The organism is Inquilinus ginsengisoli (assembly GCF_050434925.1).
Lineage (GTDB): Bacteria > Pseudomonadota > Alphaproteobacteria > DSM-16000 > Inquilinaceae > Inquilinus > Inquilinus ginsengisoli_B.
In genome coordinates this window covers 5,448,436-5,466,894 of record NZ_JBNDJK010000001.1, presented here as the reverse complement: position 1 = coordinate 5,466,894, position 18,459 = coordinate 5,448,436, and the positions used below count along the sequence as shown (strand labels likewise).

Genomic DNA, 18,459 nt, shown 5'->3' with positions numbered 1-18,459 from the left:
CCGTTCCCCAACTGTCATCCTCGGGCTTGACCCGAGGATCCAGGGGCAACCAGAGCGGCTCTTGGTGGCCCCTGGGATTGCCGGGTCAAGCCCGGCAATGACAGGAGGGATTGAGGCTCTCAATCACCCGCCGGCCCGACATAGCCGAGATAGTCGGCGATTTCCGGCAGCGGCGGGCGAGTCAGCAGCTCGGTCGCCGGGCCGGTGGCGGCGATGCGGCCGTCCTCGATGAAGGCGGCCTGCACGTCGATGCCCGGCAAGGCATCGAGCTGGTGGCTGACCATCAGCACGGTCAGGCCGCGCTCGTGCCGCAGCCGGTCGACCAGCTGCACCATCTCGCGCCGCTGTGCCGGGCCCAGCGCGGCGAAGGGCTCGTCCAGCAGCAGGATGGGGCGGTCGCGCACCAGGCTGCGGGCCAAAGCGACGCGCTGGCGCTCGCCGCCGGACAGCTCGGCCGGCCGGCGCGCCTCCAGCCCCTCCAGGTCGACATGGGCCAGCGCCTCCGCCACCTGTGCCGCCTCGGCTGGGCTCAGCCTGCCGGGATGCAGCCCCAGCGCCACGTTCTTCGCCGCCGTCAGGTGCGGGAACAGGTTGTGGTCCTGGAACAGGGTGGTGACCGGCCGCGCCGCCGGCGGCAGGCCCAGCACGTCGCGCCCGAGCAGGCGCAGGCTGCCGGACAGCGGCGCCTCGAAGCCGGCGATCAGGTTCAGGAGCGTGCTCTTGCCGGCGCCGCTGGGCCCGAACAGCACGACGAAGGCGCCGGCCTCGATCGTCAGGTCGAAGCGCATCGCCATCGCCTCGTAGCGATAGGCCAGGGCCTCGATCTCAATCGCGCGTGTGGCCACCGAAGATCCTCTCGATCAGGCCGAACAGGGCCAGCCCCATCAGCACCAGCAGCAGCACGACGGTCGACGCCTCCTGCAGCCGATAGGCGCCGAGCAGCTGCGCCACCAGCACCGGCAGGGTCTGGTTGCCGTCGCCGCCGAACAAAGCGGCGGCGCCGAGGTCGCCGAAGGCCAGGCCCGCCGCGATCGCCAGGGCGAAGCCGGCCGGCCGGCGCAGCAGCGGCCATTCCACCAGCCTGAGCCGGGCCCAGCCGGACAGGCCCAGGCTGTCGGCCAGCCTGCCGTGCCGATGTTGCGCCAGCTCGGCGGCGCCGACCAGCAGGCGCAGCACGAAGGGCAGGGCCATCAGCGCGTTGACCATGGCGACGATCGGCAGCGCCCAGCGCCGCAGGTCGGCGGTGCCGAGCAGCATGACGAACAGGCCGGCGCCGAGCGCCAGCGGCGGCACCACCAGCACCACCGTGCCGCTGAGCTCGAACAGCCGGGCCAGACGTCGCCGCCGGCGGCCGATGCGCAGCACGGCGATGCTGTGCGCCAGCGCCCAGCCCAGCACCAAAGCGAGGGTGGCGGCGCCGAGCGCGACGGCCAGGCTGCGCCCGGCGGCATGCCACAAGGCCGGGCTGAACAGGATCGGCTTGCCGATGCCGCCCAGCCCTTCGACCAGGATCGCGACCAGCGGCATCAGCACGAAGCCGGCGGCCAGGACCAGCGCGACGGTGTCGATCACTCGGGCCGCTGCCGTGTGTCCATCGTCGCGCAGCACCGGGCGGCCGATTCCGCCCCCGTCGGCGACCCGGCCGGTCAGCCGCATCGCCGCCAGCACCAGCAGGGCGCACAGCGCGACCTGCAGCAGCGACAGGGCGACGGCGCGGCCGGGATCGAAGTCGAAGCGAAGCGCCTGGTAGATCGCGATCTCGATGGTGGCCGAGGCCGGGCCGCCGCCGAGCGTCAGGACCACGGCGAAGCTGGTGAAGCACAGCAGGAAGACCAGGGCGGCGAGGCCGGGCAGCTGGCGCCGCAGCATCGGCCATTCCACCAGTCGGAACAGGTCGGCGCCGCGCAGCCCCAGCATCGACGCCAGGCGCCAGCTCTCGGCCGGGATCGTGCCCCAGGCCGCCAGCAGCACGCGCACGGCGAAGGGCATGTTGAAGAACACATGGGCCAGCAGGATGCCGGTCAGGCCGTAGATGTTGGGCCGGATCGGCAACCCCAGCGCTGCGAACAGGTCGGCCAGCAGGCCGGAGCGGCCGAACACGGTCAGGATGCCGAAGGCACCGGCCACCGCCGGCACGATCATCGGCAGGCCGAACAGGCGCAGCAGCAGGGTGCGGCCGGGAAAGCGGCGGCGCGACAGGGCGCGGGCGACCGGGATGGCGATGGCGACGCTGATCAGCGCCGACAGCCCGGCCTGCAGCGCGGTGAAGCGCAGCACCGACCAGAGGTAGGGATCGGCCCAGGCGGAGAGCAGGTCGAGATCGGTGGCGGCGCGGAGGAGACCCGTTGTCGCGGTGCCGATCAGCGCCAGGATGGCGAGCAGAGCGAGCAGGCCGGGGAGGGAGGGCATCGGGATGGAACGGCGGACACGTCCGGCTTCCCCCTCACCCGAAATCGCTCCGCGATTTCGACCTCTCCCTGGGGAGAGGTGAGACGGCGCTGCATTTCCCCTCTCCTCGGGGAGAGGGAGGAGCCCGCCGCGTTGGCGGCGGGAGGGTGAGGGAGTGGCTCGGCCCAAAGGCCCGGTCCTATTCTACCTGCTGGTCGCCTGCAGCCATTCGGCGATCCAGGCGGCGCGGTTGGCGGCGACCTCCTCCGGCGGGTACAGCAGGGCCTTGGCCGGGGCCGGCAGCGCCTTGTAGGCGTCGGGCAGCCCGCCCTTCGGCGTCACCGCCGGATACATCCACTGCGTCGTCGGCAGCAGGTCCTGGAAGGCTGGGGTCAGCATGAAGGCGAGGAACTTGTCGGCCAGTTCGGGATGCTGCGACGACGCCAGCTTGGCCGCGACCTCGACCTGCAGATAGTTGCCCTCGCTGAACACCGCGGCGCCGACGTTATTGTCGTTCTCCGCGATCACGTGATAGGGCGGCGAGGTGATGTAGCTGAAGGTCATCGGCACCTCGCCCTTGCGGAACAGGCCGTAGCTCTCGCTCCAGCCCGGGGTGACGGTGAGGATGCGCGGCTTCAGCTTGGCCCAGGCCTCCGGCGCCTTGTCGCCATAGACCTGCTTGACCCAGAGCAGCAGGCCGAGGCCAGGCGTGCTGGTGCGCGGGTCCTGGATGGTCAGCTCCAGGTCGCTGTTCTCGACCAGGTCGTGCAGGCTCTTGGGCGGGTTCGGCACTTTGGTCTTGTCGTAGACGAAGGCGAAGTAGCTCCAGTCGAAGGGCACGAAGACCGGGTCGGTCCAGGTGACCGGCAGCGACAGCCCGTCGAGCTTCTGCCCATGTGGCGCGAACAGCCCGGTCGCCGTCGCCTCGGCGGTCAGGTTGGTGTCGAGGCCAAGCACGATGTCCGCCTGGCTCGACTTGCCCTCCAGCTTCAGCCGCGACAGCAGGGCGACGCCGTCCTCGACCGAGGTGAACTCGACCGTGCAGCCGCATTCGGCCTCGAAGGCCTTCTTTACCTGCGGCCCCGGCCCCCAGTCGGCGGTGAAGGATTCATAGGTGTAGACCTTCAGCACCGGGGTTTCGGCCGAAGCCGGCCCGGCGGCCGCGGCCGTCCCGGCGAGGGCGGAGGTCAGGGCCGTCAGCACGACGGCGGCAAGCAGGCGCATCACATTTCCTCCGCGAGGGTCGAAGCGGAGGCGGAAAGGGGGCGGTGCCGATGCCTGAGGCGTCGTCTCGCGCTCCCTCCGCCGGCATGACCCGGATCAGGTTCGTCGGGTTGACGCTGGCGCGCCTCTCAGCCCCCGTTCGGGCACCCCGGCAAGACGCGTGCATCATCGGGGCGCGCCTTTCCCGTGTCAACGAGGTGACAGGTGCCTTGCGACAAGGCTCCTGGTGACACGGGCCTCACGGCACGGTAAAATTACAAAATTAACGATAACTGGAGGTAAAAATGGCCGGACCGCTCGCGATTGGTGAGGACGCGCCCGATTTCGAAGTCGAGACCACCGAGGGGCGGATCCGCTTCCACGACTGGCTCGGCTCGTCCTGGGGCGTGCTGTTCTCGCACCCGAAGGACTTCACCCCGGTGTGCACCACCGAGCTCGGCGCCGTGGCCAAGCTGAAGCCGGAATTCGACAAGCGCGACGTCAAGGTGATCGGCCTGTCCGCCGACCCGGTCGACCGGCATGCGAGCTGGGCCCAGGACATCAAGGAAACGCAAGGCGCTGCCCCGAACTTCCCGGTGATCGCCGATTCCGAGCTGGTCGTCTCCAAGCTCTACGGCATGCTGCCGGCCGATGCCGGCACCACCTCGGAGGGCCGCACCGCGGTCAACAACCAGACGGTTCGCAACGTCTACGTCGTCGGGCCGGACAAGAAGATCAAGCTGGTGATCTCCTACCCGATGACCACCGGCCGCAACTTCGACGAGGTGCTGCGGGTGATCGATTCGCTGCAGCTGACCTCCAAGCACAAGGTGGCGACCCCGGCCGACTGGAAGAACGGCGAGGACGTCATCATCGTCACCTCGGTCTCGGACGACGAGGCCAGGCAGAAATTCCCGGCCGGCTTCAAGACCCTGAAGCCCTATCTCCGCACCGTCGCCCAGCCCAGGGACTGACGGCCGGAAGCGGTCCAAACCAGAGCAATCCCACCATTGTCATTGCCGGGCTTGACCCGGCAATCCAGACGGCCTCGACAGTCTCTGGATGCCCGGGTCAAGCCCGGGCATGACAATTTTGGGATTCGCGCTCCCAAGGTCAGCGAGCCGAAACGCCAGCCAGAGCAGCTGATTAAGAGTCAGCGGCCCAGCAGCTCTTTCGCCATCATCATGTGCACGCCCTTGCAGCCGTTCACGGTCTGGGTGATGCGCAGGTCGCCGGCCAGGCTGCACAGGGTGTAGGCGTCGTAGCGCGACAGGCCGGCGGTCTCGCCCAGCAGCACGATCATGTCGCGCAGCGCCATCTCGGCGCAGCGGTCGAGGTCGGGGTCCATCCCCATGGTGATGTGGTGGGTCGGGGTCTCGGCGCGGGGATAGGCGAAGCTGAGGTCGTCGCGGACGATCAGCTGGAAGCTGCCCTGCAGCGCCGTCTCGATCGCGGTGATGCAGACCTCGCCGTCGCCCTGGGCGCCATGGCCGTCGCCGCAGGAGAACAGGGCACCGTCGTTGAACACCGGCAGGTAGAGCGTGGTGCCGGCCACCAGCTCCTTGTTGTCGATGTTGCCGGCATGGGCGCGCGGCTGGATCGAGCTGATCCGGCCCCAGCCCTTCGGCGGCGCCACGCCCATGACGCCGAAGAAGGGCCTGAGCGGCAGGTCCAGCCCCCAGGGCAGCCGGGCGGTGCCGGCGGCGGCGTCGAGCGGGATGTTGAGCAGCCGCGACTCCTCGAAGTCGTAGGGCAGGGTGCCGGCCAGCGGCCGGATGACGTTGTAGCCCCAGTCCTGGCGCAGCGAGACGCCGAGGATCCGCACCTCCAGCACCTGGCCGGGCTTGGCGCCGCGGACCGCGACCGGGCCGGTCAGGATGTGGCCGGGCGTCGACCGGTCGCAGCGCTGATGGATCTCGTGGATCTCGGGCAGGATGTGGAAATCGCCCTTCGGCAGAACCTCCGGCCCGCCAGTCACGGTGTCGATCACGACGGTGTCGCCGCTGTCGACCGTCAGCACCGGCTCGCGCGCGGCGTCGAAATAGCCCCAGGCGCAAGTCGCGGGCGAGGCGGGCAGGTGGTGCTTCGGCATGACGGGCGGTACTCCTTCGATTTCCCCTGGGCATCGACCGGACGCCGGCGGATTCCAGAAACGATGCGAGATCAGGCTCGGTCGTTTCGTCGCCGCATTCAAGTTCCGCAGGGCACAGGTCCGGCAGCGAGGGCTCGGCTATAGCGGGCTTCGGCAGCCGGGCTTTCTGCCGATCCTCCAGCAACGCAGACTCCCATGACATATCTGATCCGCAGGGCCAATGCAGACGACCAGCCATCGATCCTGGCGCTGGTGCGGAGCGAAAGGCTCAACCCGTGCGATCTCCGCTTTTCAAACTTCATGCTGGCCACCACCGAAGCCGGTGCCATAGGCGCGGCGCAGATCAGGCGGCACCGGGACGGATCGCGAGAGCTTGGCTCGGTCGTCGTCCTTCCGGCCTGGCGCGGACGACGTGTTGCCATCCGGCTCATCGATGCGCTGCTGGCCGACGAGATCGGAAGCGTCTTCGCGATCACCGGAATACCCCGTGTCGGGCCGAGTGCGCGATGGGGATTTCAGCCGATCGACCCGGCGACCGCGCCGGCCCCGGTCCGATTCAACTATCGGATGGGCCGGATGGCAGGCGTGATTTCGGTCATCAAGGGCCGGCCGGTCAACCGGCTCGTGGTCCTCGAAAGGCCGCCTGCCGGCGGCGTCCACCCTATCCTTTGACGGCGCCGGCGGTCAGCCCCTGCACCAGGTAGCGCTGGATCACGGCGAAGAAGATGCAGACCGGGATCAGCGCCAGCACCGAGGCCGCGGTCATCTGCCCCCAGTCGACGCCGAATTTGGCGACGAAGGTCAGCAGGCCGACGGCGAAGGTCTTCTGGCTGTCGGAGTTGATCAGCATCAGCGCGAACAGGAGCTCGCTCCAGGCCGCGGTGAAGACGAAGCCCAGCGTCGCGCCCATGCCCGGCAGGGTCAGCGGCAGAATCACCCGGCGCAGCGCCTGGAAGCGGCTGCAGCCGTCGATCATCGCCGCCTCCTCCAGGTCCTTCGGGATGGCGTCGAAAAAGGACTGCATCAGGAAGGTGGCGAAGGCGACGTTGAAGGCGCTGTAGATGACGATCAGGCCCATCAGGTTGTTGGTCAGGCCCAGCGGCGCCATCAGCCGGTAGACCGGCGGGATGATCATGACCAGCGGGAAGGTCTGGGTCAGCAGCAGCACGAACATCACCGCCGGCTTGGCCTTGAAGCGGAAGCGCGAGAAGGCGTAGCCGGAGGCCGAGGCGCAGAGCGTGACCACCGCCGCCGTGGCGATCGAGACGATGACGCTGTTCAGGAAATAGCGCGGGAAGTTGCTGGCGGTCAGCACCGAGCTGAAATTCGCCAGCGTCCATTCCGACGGCCAGAAGGTGATGCCTTCGGAGAACAGGAGCGGGGTCGGGGTGACCGAGATCTTGATCAGCCAGTACAGCGGGAACAGCGCGAACAGCAGGTAGGCGCCGATGCCGAGATAGAAGCCGGTGCCGCCGGCGAGGCGGCCGAGGGGCGAGCGTCCGACGACGGTCATGATCTCATTGCCCCGCGAGCAGGCTCTTGCGCATCCGGATCAGGATGGCGGCATAGAGCAGGAGGAGAAGCAGCAGCACCGTCGCCACGGCCGAGGCATAGCCGAAGTTCAGCCGCGAGAAGGCCTGGGCGAAGATGTAGGTCGACAGGATGCTGGTGGCGTTGGCCGGGCCGCCATTGGTCATCACCCAGATCAGGTCGGCGAAGGTGGCGATCCAGATCGTGCGCAGCAGCACGGTGATGGCGATGGTCGGTGCCAGGAACGGGATGGTGATCTTCGTGAAGCGCTGCCAGGGCGAGGCGCCGTCGATCGCCGCCGCCTCGTAGTAGTCGCCCGGGATCGCCTGCAGGGCCGCCAGCAGGGTGATGGCGAAGAACGGGATGCCGAACCAGACATTGGCCAGGATCGGCCCCCACATTGCCAGGTCCGGGTCGGACAGGATGTTCAGCGGCTCCGGCAGCAGGCCGAGATCGGCCATCCAGTAGGGCAGGGGCCCGACCACGGGGTTGAACAGCCAGGCGAAGACCAGGCCGGACAGGAAGGTCGGCACCGCCCAGGGCAGGAACACCAGCGCCTGGACCAGTCGCTTGCCGCGGAACGGCCGGTTCAGCAGCAGGGCCAGGCCGAGCCCGCCGAAGAACTGGAACACCAGGCTGCCGACCGTCCACCACACGGTGTTCTTCAGCGCCCGCCAGAAGTTCGGGTCTCCGAGCAGCGTCTCGAAGTTCTTCAGCCCGACCCAGGTGGATTTTCCGAACGGCCCGAAATTCTGAAAGGCATAGGACAGCCCGACGATCAGCGGCACCAGCATGCTGAGCGTCAGGAGAATGATCGCCGGGCTGAGGTAGAGCCAGGGCTCCAGCGCATTGCCCAGCGCGCGGCGGAAAGATCCCGGGCGGGTGCCCGGGATCGCATGGGTCACGGTCATGGGACTCGTCTTGTGCATCGGCCCGTCATCCCGCACGGCGCGGCACGGGATGACGGCCCGCTTGTCGTCACTTCTTGCCGGCCAGGAACTTCTGCTGCGCGGCGGTGAGGTAGTCCGACCACTCCTTGGCGACGTCGGCGGCCGGCTTCTGGCCCAGCAGGGCCTCCTGGAAGCTCTGCACCGACATCACGTCGAAGAAGTAGCCGAACTCCTCGAGATGGGCCGGCCAGGGCAGCGGCTGCCACCGTGGGTCGTTCAACTCCTGGAACCAGCCGGCATAGCGCTCGCCGGCGAAATGCTCGTTCTTCTCGGCGCCCTTGTGGATCGGCAGCACGCCGACGAACTTGGCCCATTCGATGTTCTGGTCGGCGTCGAGCAGGAAGGACATCAGCTTCCAGCTCTCCTCCTTGTGCTCGCTGTTGGCGAACATCGACCAGCCGGCATAGCCGATCGAGGGATAGGCGTGGCCGCCGGGCCCGAGCGGCATCGGCGCCACCGCGAAATCCTCCGGCTTCATGTGGTCCAGGATGCCGATCATGGCGTCCGGGTCGTTGTCCAGCATCGCGCAGGTGCCGGAATAGAAGCCGGTGACGGTCTCGTTGAAGCCCCAGTTCAGGCTGTCCTTCGGCGCGCCGCCGGCCTTGTACAGGTCGACCAGGAACTGCATGCCCTTGGCCGCGCCCTCATTGCCGAGGGTCGAGGTGCCGTCCTCGTTGAAGAACGTGCCCTTGCCGTCCATGGTCAGCATGAAGAAGGCGGTGCCGCCGGTGCCGCCCTTGCCGCCGCGCAGGCAGTAGCCGGTCTTGCCGCCGCCCAAGGCCGCGATCTTTTTCGACACCTCCATGAACTCGTCGAGCGTCTTCGGCGGCTCCTTGACTCCCGCCTCCTGGAACAGCTTCTTGTTCCAGTACAGGCCGCGCAGATAGAAGCCGTAGGGCACCATGTAGGGGGTGTCGTTCACGGTCTTCGAGAACTGCACCGTGCGGTCGCTCAGGGTCGCGGCCTCGTCCCATTTGCCGATATAGGCGGACAGGTCCTCGAGCTGGCCGTTGTTCGCATAGAGCGACATCCAGCGCTCCGGCATCTCGGCGATGTCCGGGGTCTCGCCGGCCTGGACCATGGTCAGGAACTTCTCGAACGCCTCGCCCCAGGGCAGCGAGACGATCTCGACCTTCACGCCCGGGTTGGCGGCCTCGAATTTGGCGATCTGGCCCTTCAGGAATTCGGTGCGCTGCGGGCTGGTGATGACCTCGACCAGCTTGAGGTTGGTGTCGGCCAGCGCCGGGCCGGTGAAGGCGATGGTGGCCAGACCGGCCAGGAGCAACAGTCGTTTCATTTTTGCCTCCCTGTTAACGATGTCGAAAGTCAGGTCAACGGATGGTGCGGAAGGGCATGGCGATAACCCTCCCGTCAGTTCACGGAGCCGGCGAGCGCACGCTCGAGATCGGCCCACAGATCCTCGGTGTCCTCGAGCCCCACGGCGAGCCGGACGATGCGCTGGGTGACCCCGAAATCGGCCATCGAGTTCGGGCCCTGGGCCTGGCGCAGCGAGGCGCGGGCCGGGATCACCAGGCTCTCATGCCCGCCCCAGCTGACGCCGAGCTTGAACAGCTTCAGCGCGTCGACCAGCCGCGGCACGTCGACCTGCTCCTCGACCTCGAAGGAGAACAGGCCGCTGTGGCCGGTCAGCGTGGCACCGCCGGGGTGGTTGGAGAAGGCCGGGTGCAGCACCCGGGTGACCAGCGGATGGTCGGCCAGGCGGCGGGCGATGGTCAGGCCGCTCTCCTGGTGCTGGCGCATCCGCAGCGGCAGGGTGCGCATGCCGCGGATCAGCAGCCAGGCCTCGAAGGGCGACAGCTTGCCGCCGAGATAGGGGTGGGTCAGGTCGTTGACCCGGGCGATGCGCTCGGCCGACCCGGCGATCACCCCGGCCACCGTGTCGCTGTGGCCCGACAGGTATTTCGAGGCCGAATGCACCACCAGGTCGACGCCGTGCTTGATCGGCTGCTGGAACAGCGGCGTGGCCCAGGAATTGTCGATGATCGTGGCCACACCCTGCGCCTTGGCCAGGGCCGCCAGCCGACCGATCTCCTGCAGCTCGAACATCATCGAGGTCGGGTTCTCGAGATACAGCAGCTTGGCCCCGGGCAGCGCCGCCTCGACCGCCGCCGGGTCGCCCGCATCGACATAGTCCACGGTGATGCCGAGCCGCGGCAGCAGCTTCTCGAACAGGCGGTAGGCGTCGCCATAGACATGGCGGGTGCACAGGATGCGGTCGCCCGCCCCGGCGATGCTGAGCACGGCGGCGCTGATCGCCGCCATGCCGCTGGCGGTGCCGCGGGCCGCCTCGGCCCCTTCCAGCGCCGCCACCTTGCGCTCGAACTCCTGCACCGTCGGGTTGTCGACGCGGGAATAGACCGGGCGTTTCGCCTGGCCGGAGAACGCCGCCTCCATCTCCGCATAGCTGGCGAAGGTGAACAGCGAGGTCTGGTAGATCGGCGGCACCACCGCGCCGGACGGGAAGGCGTCGTCATGCGCCAGGGTGGTGGCGGCCGCATAGGCGTCGGGGGCGGGGAAATCGTCGGTCATCGGGTCCGTCTGCGGTCGGCGTCTCGGATGTCCTCATCGACCATGTCGATGATGGTCAGCGCGGCGTTGCGGGCGCCGTCCGGGTCGCGCCGGACGATCGCGTCGTACATCACGCGGTGATAGGGGAAGGTGCGCCCGGCGAAATCCGGCATGTCCAGCGGGTTCTCCCAGAAGCGGTGGAAGGCGTCCCGCATGGTCGCCAGGATCTGTCCGAAGATCGGGTTCTCGGTGGCGCGGAAGATCGACTGGTGGAACTCCCAGTCCTGCTCCGGCGCGTCGCCGTACTTCGTGTGGTGCGCTTCCATGATGTCGAGGCGGCGGCCGATCTCGGCGACCTGCTCTTCCGTCGCCCGGCGGGCGCAGATCGCCGCGGCCTCGCCCTCCAGCGCCCGGCGCACCTCCAGCGTGTGCAAGAGCGTGGCGACGTCCGAGGTGCGGTCGATGGTCAGCGGCCGATGGATGCTGGCGGTCGACACCGGCACCTTTAGATAGGTGCCGCTGCCCTTGCGCATCTCGACGATGCCCAACCCCTCCCAGCGCTTCAGCGCCTCGCGCACGGTGGAGCGGCTGACCTGCAGCTGCTCCGCCAGATCGCGCTCCGGCGGCAGCCTTTCGCCGGGCTTGATGCCGGTGCGCTCGACATGCTCCGCGATCGCCGCCAACACCGCCTCGTCACGCGTCGGCGTGCGGATCGGCGACAGGGAGGAGCGGAGGCGGGTGGACATCGAGGGGTGGCTAGCCGTCAAAATTGGTCTGACATCCCGACCACTTTGAGCGAATGCATTGAATGCCGTCAATATCGGTTTGTCGCCGCGCCGCCTGCGGTTACAAATCGCAACATCGTTGCGAGGTGGTCCGAGATGCGCGTGCGGTCATGGGGCTGGATCGGGGTGGTCTGGACCCTGCTGTCCTGTGGCGGCGCCGCTGCGGCGCAGGACGAAACGGTCGAGCAGGCGGTGTGCCGGCTGATCGAGCAATCGGCCGCCGCCGAGAACCTGCCGCTGGAGTTCTTCACCCGGCTGATCTGGAAGGAGAGCCGGTTCCGGCCGCGCGCAGTCAGCCCGAAGGGGGCGCAGGGCGTCGCCCAGTTCATGCCCGGCACCGCCAGGATGCGCGACCTGGCGGATCCGTTCGACCCGGAGACGGCACTGCCGGCCTCCGCCGCCTTCCTGGCCGAGTTGCGCGACCAGTTCGGCAATCTCGGCCTCGCCGCCGCCGGCTACAATGCCGGGCCGAACCGGGTCGAGAGCTGGGTCGGCGGCCGCGGCTTCCTGCCGTTGGAGACCGAGGACTACGTGCTGTTCGTCACCAAGCGCCCGGCCGACGACTGGGTGCCGAAGGCGGATGGCAGCGTCCCCGTCTTCGACGGCAGCACGAAGCCCTGCCTGGAGATCCTGGCGTCGCTGCGGACCGAGGCGGACCGGGACGAGCTGGTCTCGCCGACCGCGCCCTGGCATGTGCAGATCGCCGGCAACTTCTCCAAGGGCCGGGCGCTGGCCTCGTACAACCGCGTCCGCCGCCGCTTTCCGCAGCTGATGGCGGAGATCCAGCCGATGATCGTCGGCACCCGCATGCTGAGCATGGGCACGCGGCGCTTCTACCGGGTCAGCGTGCCGGCGCAGAGCCGGGCCGAGGGCAACCAGTTCTGCACCCGCCTGCGCCGGGCCGGCGGCGCCTGCATCGTGCTGCGGAACTGATCGGCGCTTGACGAACGCCGCTTCGCACCGATTCTCAATCAGATGCCTTCCAGGGAGGAACCCATGCGCATCCATCGCTGCCTGATCGTGGCCGGCTTGGCCGTGTCGCTCGCGTCGTGCCAGTTCGACAGCGCGCCGAACACCATCGGCGGGGCCGCCGCCGGCGGCCTGGCCGGGGCCGGTATCGGTGCCCTGGTCAGCGGCGGCAACCGCGGCACGGGCGCCCTGATCGGGGCCGGCGTCGGCGCGCTCGCCGGCGGCGCCATCGGCAACTACATGGACCGGCAGCAGGCCGATCTGCGGCGCAACCTGGCCGGCACCGGCATCGATGTCACCCGCCGCGGCGACAACCTGATCGTGGACATCCCGGGCGACGTCACCTTCGCCACCGATTCCGCGACCATCAAGCCGGCGTTCTACGGCCCGCTCGACAGCGTCGCGGCGACGCTGAACCAGTACACCAACACCTATATCGACGTGGTCGGCCACACCGACAACACCGGCCCGGCCGACTACAACCAGCGGCTGTCGGAGGCGCGGGCGCGCTCGGTCGCCGACTATATCAACTCGCGCGGGGTCTATGCGCCGCGGATCAACATCGGCGGCGTCGGCGAAGCCCAGCCGGTGGCCAGCAACGCCACCGCGTCGGGGCGGCAGGAGAACCGGCGGGTGGCGCTGACGATCCGGCCGAACGGCCAGTAGTCCGGAGAGGATTTCTTCGACCAAAGGCGGAGACGATACGCGACGGGTTCCCAACCCGAAGCACGGCGCGTTACGCTCATTGCCGGACATAAGATCCGCAACGGGAGGAACGGCCATGCAGCTGAGTCGCGACGACCTTTTGCGCGCCTATCGACAGATGCGCCTGATCCGCGAATTCGAGGATCGGGTGCATCTCGAATTCGCCACCGGCGACATTCCGGGTTTCGTCCATCTCTATGCCGGTGAGGAGGCCAGCGCCGTCGGCGTCTGCCTGCACCTGACCGACCGCGATTCGATCGCCAGCACCCATCGCGGCCACGGCCACTGCATCGCCAAGGATTGCGATCCGGCGGCGATGATGAAGGAAATCTACGGCCGCAAGGACGGGCTGTGCGGCGGCAAGGGCGGGTCGATGCACATCGCCGACCTGTCCAAGGGCATGATGGGCGCCAACGGCATCGTCGGCGGCGGCCCGCCGCTGATCTGCGGCGCCGCGCTGGCGGCCAAGACGCTGGGCACCGGCGGCGTCGCCATATCCTTCACCGGCGACGGCGGCTCGAACCAGGGCACCACCTGCGAGGCGCTGAACCTGGCGACGGTGTGGAAGCTGCCGGCGATCTTCGTGTTCGAGAACAACGGCTATGCCGAGGCGACCTCGAGCAAGTACTCGGTCAGCTGCACGGACATCGTCGAGCGCGCCAAGGGCTTCGGCATGCCGGGGGTCATGGTCGACGGTCACGACTTCTTCGCGGTGTGGGAAGCGGCACGGGAGGCGATCGAGCGCGCCCGGTCAGGCGGCGGCCCGACCCTGATCGAGGTCAAGCTGAACCGCTACTACGGCCATTTCGAGGGCGACGCCCAGACCTATCGCGCCCCCGGCGAGGTCGACGCCATCCGGGCCCAGCGTGACAGCCTGGACATGTTCCGCAACCGGGTCACCGAGGCCGGGCTGCTGGATAACGCGCAGATGGACGCCATCGATGCCGAGATCAAGCAGCAGATCGAGCGTGCCGTGGTCGACGCCAAGGCCGCGTCGGTGCCGGGGCCGGCCGATCTGCTGACCGACGTCTACGTCTCGTATTGAGGGGGGCAGGGCATGAGCAGGAAGAGCTTCCGCCAGGCGGTCAACGAGGCGCTGGCGCAGGAGATGCGGCGCGATCCGCGCGTGATCCTGATGGGCGAGGACATCTCCGGCGGCTCCGGCGCGCCGGGCGAGCAGGACGCCTGGGGTGGGCCGCTGGGCGTCACCAAGGGGCTGTACAAGGAGTTCGGCCCGAGCCGCGTGCTGGACACCCCGATCACCGAGAGCGCCTTCATCGGCGCCGCGGCCGGTGCCGCGGCCAGTGGGCTGCGCCCCGTCGCCGAGCTGATGTTCGTCGACTTCATGGGCGTCTGCTTCGACCAGATCTTCAACCAGGCCGCCAAGTTCCGCTACATGTTCGGCGGGAAGGCGGTGACGCCGCTGACCATCCGCACCATGTACGGCGCCGGCTTCCGCGCCGCGGCCCAGCATAGCCAGTGCCTGTACCCGCTGTTCACCCACATTCCCGGGCTGAAATGCGTCATCCCGTCCTCGCCCTATGAGGCCAAGGGCCTGCTGATCCAGGCGATCCGCGACGACGACCCGGTGATCTTCTTCGAGCACAAGGTGCTGTACGACATGGAGGAGGAGGTGCCGGACGAGCCCTACACCATCCCCTTCGGCGAGGCGAACCTGGTGCGCGAGGGCGAGGACGTCACCATCGTCGCCATCGGCCGCATGGTGCAGATGGCCAAGGCGGCGGCCGAGGTGCTGGCCAAGGAAGGCATCGACTGCACCATCATCGACCCGCGCACGACCTCACCGCTCGACCTGGACACGATCCTGGAGAGCGTGGAGGAGACCGGCCGGCTGGTGGTGGTGGACGAGGCCAGCCCGCGCTGCAACATGGCGACCGACATCTCCGCCCAGGTGGCGGACCAGGCCTTCGGCGCGCTGAAGGCGCCGATCAAGATGGTGTCGCCGCCGCATGTGCCGGTGCCGTTCGCGGCCGCACTGGAGGATCTCTACGTGCCGAACGCCGACAAGGTGGCTGCGGCGGTGCGCACCGTGATGGGCACGCCGGGCCGGCGGGAGGCCGCGGAATGACGGGCACGATCCACCCGATCACCATGCCCAAATGGGGCCTGGCGATGACCGAGGGCCTGCTCGCCGCCTGGACGGCGGCGGAGGGGGCGCGGATCGAGCCGGGCACCGAGATCGTCGACATCGAGACCAGCAAGATCACCAACGCGCTGGAATCGACGGTCGCCGGCACGCTGCGCCGGCGGGTGGCCGAGGAGGGCCAGACCCTGCCGGTCGGCGCCCTGCTCGGCGTCGTGGTCGAGGGCGAGGTCGACGACGGCGAGCTCGACCGCTTCATCACCGCCTTCCAGGCCGAGGCGGCGGCCGCGGCCGAAAGCGCCGCCCCGCCGCCCGAGCCCAAGGTGGTGCAGGCCGGCGGCCGGCCGATCCGGGCGCTGGTGACGGGCGAGGGCGACGGCACGCCCGTGGTCCTGATCCACGGCTTCGGCGGCGACCTCAACAACTGGCTGTTCACCCAGCCGGCGCTGACCGGCCGCCTGGTCCATGCCATCGACCTGCCGGGCCATGGCGGCTCGGGCAAGGAGGTCGGGGCGGGCGACCTTGCCGCGCTGTCCGGCGCCGTGCTGGCCTATCTCGATGCCGCCGGCATCTCCAAGGCGCATCTGGTCGGCCATTCCATGGGCGGCGCGGTGGCGCTGTCCCTGGCGCTCGACGCGCCGGACAGGGTGGCCTCGGCGACGCTGATCGCCCCGGCCGGCCTCGGGACGCAGATCAACAGCGGCTATATCGACGGCTTCATCGGCGCGCAGAAGCGCAAGGACCTGAAGCCGCATCTGGAGGCGCTGTTCGCCGATCCCGAGCTGGTGACCCGAGACCTGGTCGAGGACGTGCTGAAGTTCAAGCGCCTGGACGGGGTCGAGGCGGCGCTGAAGACGATCTCCGGGGCCTTCTTCCCCGGCGGCCGCCAGGCGGTGTCGCTGCGTGACCGGATCGGCGCGGCCCGCGTGCCGGTGCAGGTGATCTGGGGTACGGCCGACGCCATCCTGCCGGCCGCCCATGCCGACGGGCTGCCGGCCTCCGTGCCGGTGCACCGCTTCGACGGCAAGGGCCACATGGTCCATATGGAGGCGGCGGCCGAGGTCAACCGGCTGCTCTCGACCTTCATCGGAAACGGCTAAGTCGAGCGAGGTTCGGCGAGGCGGTATCGAGCGCGGAATCTTGGACGAAGGCGCTGGATTCGCAACGGCGAATCCAGCGCCTTCTTATGCTTTCTTCACCCGTGCGACAGATTTCGCGAGAATTGTAATTTGCATGACATAGAGATGGACTAATGGATCGCCTTCGAAAGGAGGGCGATGCAAATGAGGCCCATCCGAAATATCACGGCAATCGGAACAATTTTCAGGGTTTGGGAGGGATATTTCGGAACTGGAGGCTTTTGCCGCAAAGACTGGATTTATTTTGGACTTGAGTTTCTCGGCGGGGATGACAGGCGGATCGCCCGATCGACTTCAGCACCCGATCCGATCAGAAGCAACATCATCCCTCTGCGTGATCGTCCAAAGGCGCCGCCGACGGACGAGGCGCTGCCGAGGGCCCTTGCGGCCCACCGGAGGGCCCGCTAGCCTCCGGGTCGCGTGCAAGACGCATCCGGTCCGCGGGAAGGGCAGCGCCCACTTGCCGAGGAGCTGCTGCCAGCGTCGATCCTTCTTTCTGCCCGTTGATGCGGATGCCGGGCGTGTGAAAGGAGGAGCGTCATGCCCCATCCCTATGCCCAGGACCTGCCCGCATCGCCCGATCCGGAGCAGCAGAAGAAGCGCGCCAAGGACCTGCTGAAGGCGCTGCGCGCCGGCGCGGCCGAGGCGATCGCCCGGTTCCGCTACAGCCATCCCCGGCTGGCCCACCGCCCCGATGCCGAGCTGGTCACCGCGGCGAAGCTGAGCGACGCGCAATGGGTGGTCGCCCGCGAATACGGCTTCGCCAGCTGGCCGAAGCTGCAGGCGCGTCTGGCCGGGGAGGCGCCGGAGATCGCGCGGCCGTTCGAGGTCGATCTGCAATACTACCGCGACCGCGCCGCCGGGATCCGCAGCAATCACCGCACCGGCGAGGCCGGGTCGCTGCGCCTGGTGCAGCGCTTCCATCCGCGCTTCGCCGCGGCCTCGGAGGCCGGGATCCGCGCCGCCGCGCTGAGCCAGGAGGATGCCGAGCTGGTCGTCGCCCGCAGCCACGGCTTCGACGACTGGGATGGCTTCGCGGCACGGATCGAGGCGATGCAGGCCGGCCGGGCGGAGGAGCCGTTCCGCACCGCCTTCGAGGCGATCCGCGGCGACGACCGCGCCGCCCTGGCCGCGGTGCTGGCGGCCCATCCCGGCCTGGTCAATGCCCGCGGCACCAACGGCAACCGCCTGCTGATGCTGGCGATCTCGATGAACCGGCTGGTGCTGGCCGGCGACCTGCTCGATGCCGGCGCCGACCCGAACCTCGCCAACGACAAGGGTTGGGGACCGCTGCACGACATCGCCTATGGCGGCGGCCGCGGCGACCGTGAGGCGCTGCTGGCCCTGCTCGACCGGCTGATCGCGGCCGGCGGCCTGGTCGAGGCCGAGGCCTATGGCGACGGCGGCACGCCCCTGGCGGTGGCGCTGTTCTGGGGCCACGGCACGGTGGCCGAGCGGCTGGCGGCGGAGGTGGTGGCGCCGCTCAACCTGCGCATCGCCGCCGGCCTCGGCCGGATGGACCTGATCGCGCTGTTCTTCGATGCCGGCGGGGCATTGCGGTCGGAGGCCGGGCATCACCGCGGTTTCTACCGTCCACACAGCGGCTTCCCGGAATGGCACATGACCGACGCGCCGCAGGAGGTGCTGGACGAGGCGCTGACCTGGGCCGCGCGCAGCGGCCGGATCGAGGCGATGGCGACGCTGCTGGCCCGCGGCGCCGACATCGACGGCGCCCCGCACAACGGCGCCGCGCTGCACTGGGCGCTGGCGTCGCATCGGGCCGCAGCGGTGGAGTGGCTGATCGGGCAGGGCGCCGATGTCAGCCGGGGCGTGGCCTGGGGCGACACGGCGAACGTCACCCCGCTGCACATGGCGGCCGGCTGGGCCAACGACCCCCGCGGCGCCCGGCTGCTGCTGCAACACGGGGCGGATCCGACCATCCGCGACCGGACCTACGCCAGCACCCCGCTCGGCTGGGCCGAGCATTTCGGCCATCCGGAGGTCGCGGCGGTGCTGGAGGACAAAAACGAAAGCCCCGCCGAAGCGGGGCCTGGAAACGGCTGAA

17 protein-coding genes and 1 riboswitch are annotated in these 18,459 nt (G+C 68.9%); of the genes, 8 read left to right on the top strand and 9 right to left on the bottom strand.

Annotated elements, in window-relative coordinates; all coding sequences use genetic code 11:
* Positions 1–119: 119 nt before the first annotated feature.
* The 3 genes from thiQ to thiB all read right to left on the bottom strand — a co-directional run bounded on the left by thiQ (position 120) and on the right by thiB (position 3,612).
* On the bottom strand, positions 120–845 hold the full coding sequence (thiQ, locus tag QFZ27_RS25995; RefSeq protein ID WP_429229362.1) for a thiamine ABC transporter ATP-binding protein: 726 nt from the start codon (positions 843–845) through the stop codon (positions 120–122).
* Positions 826–2,409 carry a thiamine/thiamine pyrophosphate ABC transporter permease gene (gene thiP, locus QFZ27_RS25990; protein WP_429229361.1) on the bottom strand — a complete coding sequence of 528 codons (1,584 nt, stop codon included), beginning with the start codon at positions 2,407–2,409 and terminating at the stop codon, positions 826–828. The genes thiQ and thiP overlap by 20 nt, the downstream gene beginning before the upstream one ends.
* A 183-nt stretch (positions 2,410–2,592) precedes the next feature.
* A complete protein-coding gene (gene thiB / locus QFZ27_RS25985) occupies positions 2,593–3,612 on the bottom strand; it encodes a thiamine ABC transporter substrate binding subunit (protein WP_429229360.1) in 1,020 nt (339 codons plus the stop codon).
* 56 nt (positions 3,613–3,668) lie between these two features.
* A riboswitch (TPP riboswitch) is annotated at positions 3,669–3,773 on the bottom strand.
* 123 nt (positions 3,774–3,896) lie between these two features.
* On the opposite strand from thiB, the gene QFZ27_RS25980 reads away from it, so the two are divergent.
* Positions 3,897–4,565, top strand: coding sequence for a peroxiredoxin (locus tag QFZ27_RS25980; protein WP_429229359.1), 669 nt, complete (start codon positions 3,897–3,899; stop codon positions 4,563–4,565).
* Between the two features lie 179 nt (positions 4,566–4,744).
* Here the strand turns inward: QFZ27_RS25980 and QFZ27_RS25975 are convergent, their stop codons facing one another.
* Complete coding sequence (locus QFZ27_RS25975; RefSeq protein ID WP_429229358.1) at positions 4,745–5,683, bottom strand: acetamidase/formamidase family protein; 939 nt, start codon at positions 5,681–5,683, stop codon at positions 4,745–4,747.
* 195 nt (positions 5,684–5,878) lie between these two features.
* Between QFZ27_RS25975 and QFZ27_RS25970 the strand changes: the two genes are divergently transcribed.
* Positions 5,879–6,355 carry a GNAT family N-acetyltransferase gene (locus tag QFZ27_RS25970; protein WP_429229357.1) on the top strand — a complete coding sequence of 159 codons (477 nt, stop codon included), beginning with the start codon at positions 5,879–5,881 and terminating at the stop codon, positions 6,353–6,355.
* On the opposite strand, the gene QFZ27_RS25965 is transcribed toward QFZ27_RS25970, so the two are convergent.
* From QFZ27_RS25965 to QFZ27_RS25945, 5 genes are all read right to left on the bottom strand, one after another.
* Positions 6,345–7,196 carry a carbohydrate ABC transporter permease gene (locus QFZ27_RS25965; protein ID WP_429229356.1) on the bottom strand — a complete coding sequence of 284 codons (852 nt, stop codon included), beginning with the start codon at positions 7,194–7,196 and terminating at the stop codon, positions 6,345–6,347. The two genes, QFZ27_RS25970 and QFZ27_RS25965, sit on opposite strands and share 11 nt — an antisense overlap.
* A 4-nt stretch (positions 7,197–7,200) precedes the next feature.
* Positions 7,201–8,124, bottom strand: a complete 924-nt coding sequence (locus QFZ27_RS25960) for a carbohydrate ABC transporter permease (protein ID WP_429229355.1) — start codon at positions 8,122–8,124, stop codon at positions 7,201–7,203.
* A gap of 67 nt (positions 8,125–8,191) precedes the next feature.
* The gene (locus tag QFZ27_RS25955; RefSeq protein ID WP_429229354.1) at positions 8,192–9,460 is read right to left on the bottom strand and encodes an ABC transporter substrate-binding protein; all 1,269 of its coding nucleotides are present in this window, start codon (positions 9,458–9,460) and stop codon (positions 8,192–8,194) included.
* Between the two features lie 74 nt (positions 9,461–9,534).
* Complete coding sequence (locus tag QFZ27_RS25950; RefSeq protein WP_429229353.1) at positions 9,535–10,713, bottom strand: PLP-dependent transferase; 1,179 nt, start codon at positions 10,711–10,713, stop codon at positions 9,535–9,537.
* On the bottom strand, positions 10,710–11,438 hold the full coding sequence (locus QFZ27_RS25945) for a FadR/GntR family transcriptional regulator (RefSeq protein ID WP_429229352.1): 729 nt from the start codon (positions 11,436–11,438) through the stop codon (positions 10,710–10,712). Before QFZ27_RS25945 ends, QFZ27_RS25950 begins: the two co-directional genes overlap by 4 nt.
* Positions 11,439–11,573: 135 nt before the next feature.
* Here QFZ27_RS25945 and QFZ27_RS25940 point away from each other — a divergent pair, with 135 nt between their 5' ends.
* From QFZ27_RS25940 to QFZ27_RS25915, 6 genes are all read left to right on the top strand, one after another.
* The gene (locus QFZ27_RS25940; protein WP_429229351.1) at positions 11,574–12,410 is read left to right on the top strand and encodes a lytic transglycosylase domain-containing protein; all 837 of its coding nucleotides are present in this window, start codon (positions 11,574–11,576) and stop codon (positions 12,408–12,410) included.
* Between the two features lie 63 nt (positions 12,411–12,473).
* Positions 12,474–13,112 carry a YiaD family glycine zipper/OmpA-like lipoprotein gene (locus QFZ27_RS25935; protein ID WP_429229350.1) on the top strand — a complete coding sequence of 213 codons (639 nt, stop codon included), beginning with the start codon at positions 12,474–12,476 and terminating at the stop codon, positions 13,110–13,112.
* Between the two features lie 115 nt (positions 13,113–13,227).
* Positions 13,228–14,196 (top strand): thiamine pyrophosphate-dependent dehydrogenase E1 component subunit alpha, encoded by a 969-nt coding sequence (locus QFZ27_RS25930; RefSeq protein ID WP_429229349.1) that lies wholly within the window; start codon positions 13,228–13,230, stop codon positions 14,194–14,196.
* A gap of 12 nt (positions 14,197–14,208) precedes the next feature.
* Positions 14,209–15,240: an alpha-ketoacid dehydrogenase subunit beta gene (locus QFZ27_RS25925; protein WP_429229348.1), complete on the top strand. Its 1,032-nt coding sequence runs from the start codon at positions 14,209–14,211 to the stop codon at positions 15,238–15,240.
* Positions 15,237–16,355 (top strand): acetoin dehydrogenase dihydrolipoyllysine-residue acetyltransferase subunit, encoded by a 1,119-nt coding sequence (locus QFZ27_RS25920; protein WP_429229347.1) that lies wholly within the window; start codon positions 15,237–15,239, stop codon positions 16,353–16,355. The genes QFZ27_RS25925 and QFZ27_RS25920 overlap by 4 nt, the downstream gene beginning before the upstream one ends.
* A gap of 579 nt (positions 16,356–16,934) precedes the next feature.
* Complete coding sequence (locus QFZ27_RS25915) at positions 16,935–18,458, top strand: ankyrin repeat domain-containing protein (protein WP_429229346.1); 1,524 nt, start codon at positions 16,935–16,937, stop codon at positions 18,456–18,458.
* Position 18,459: the final 1 nt, after the last annotated feature.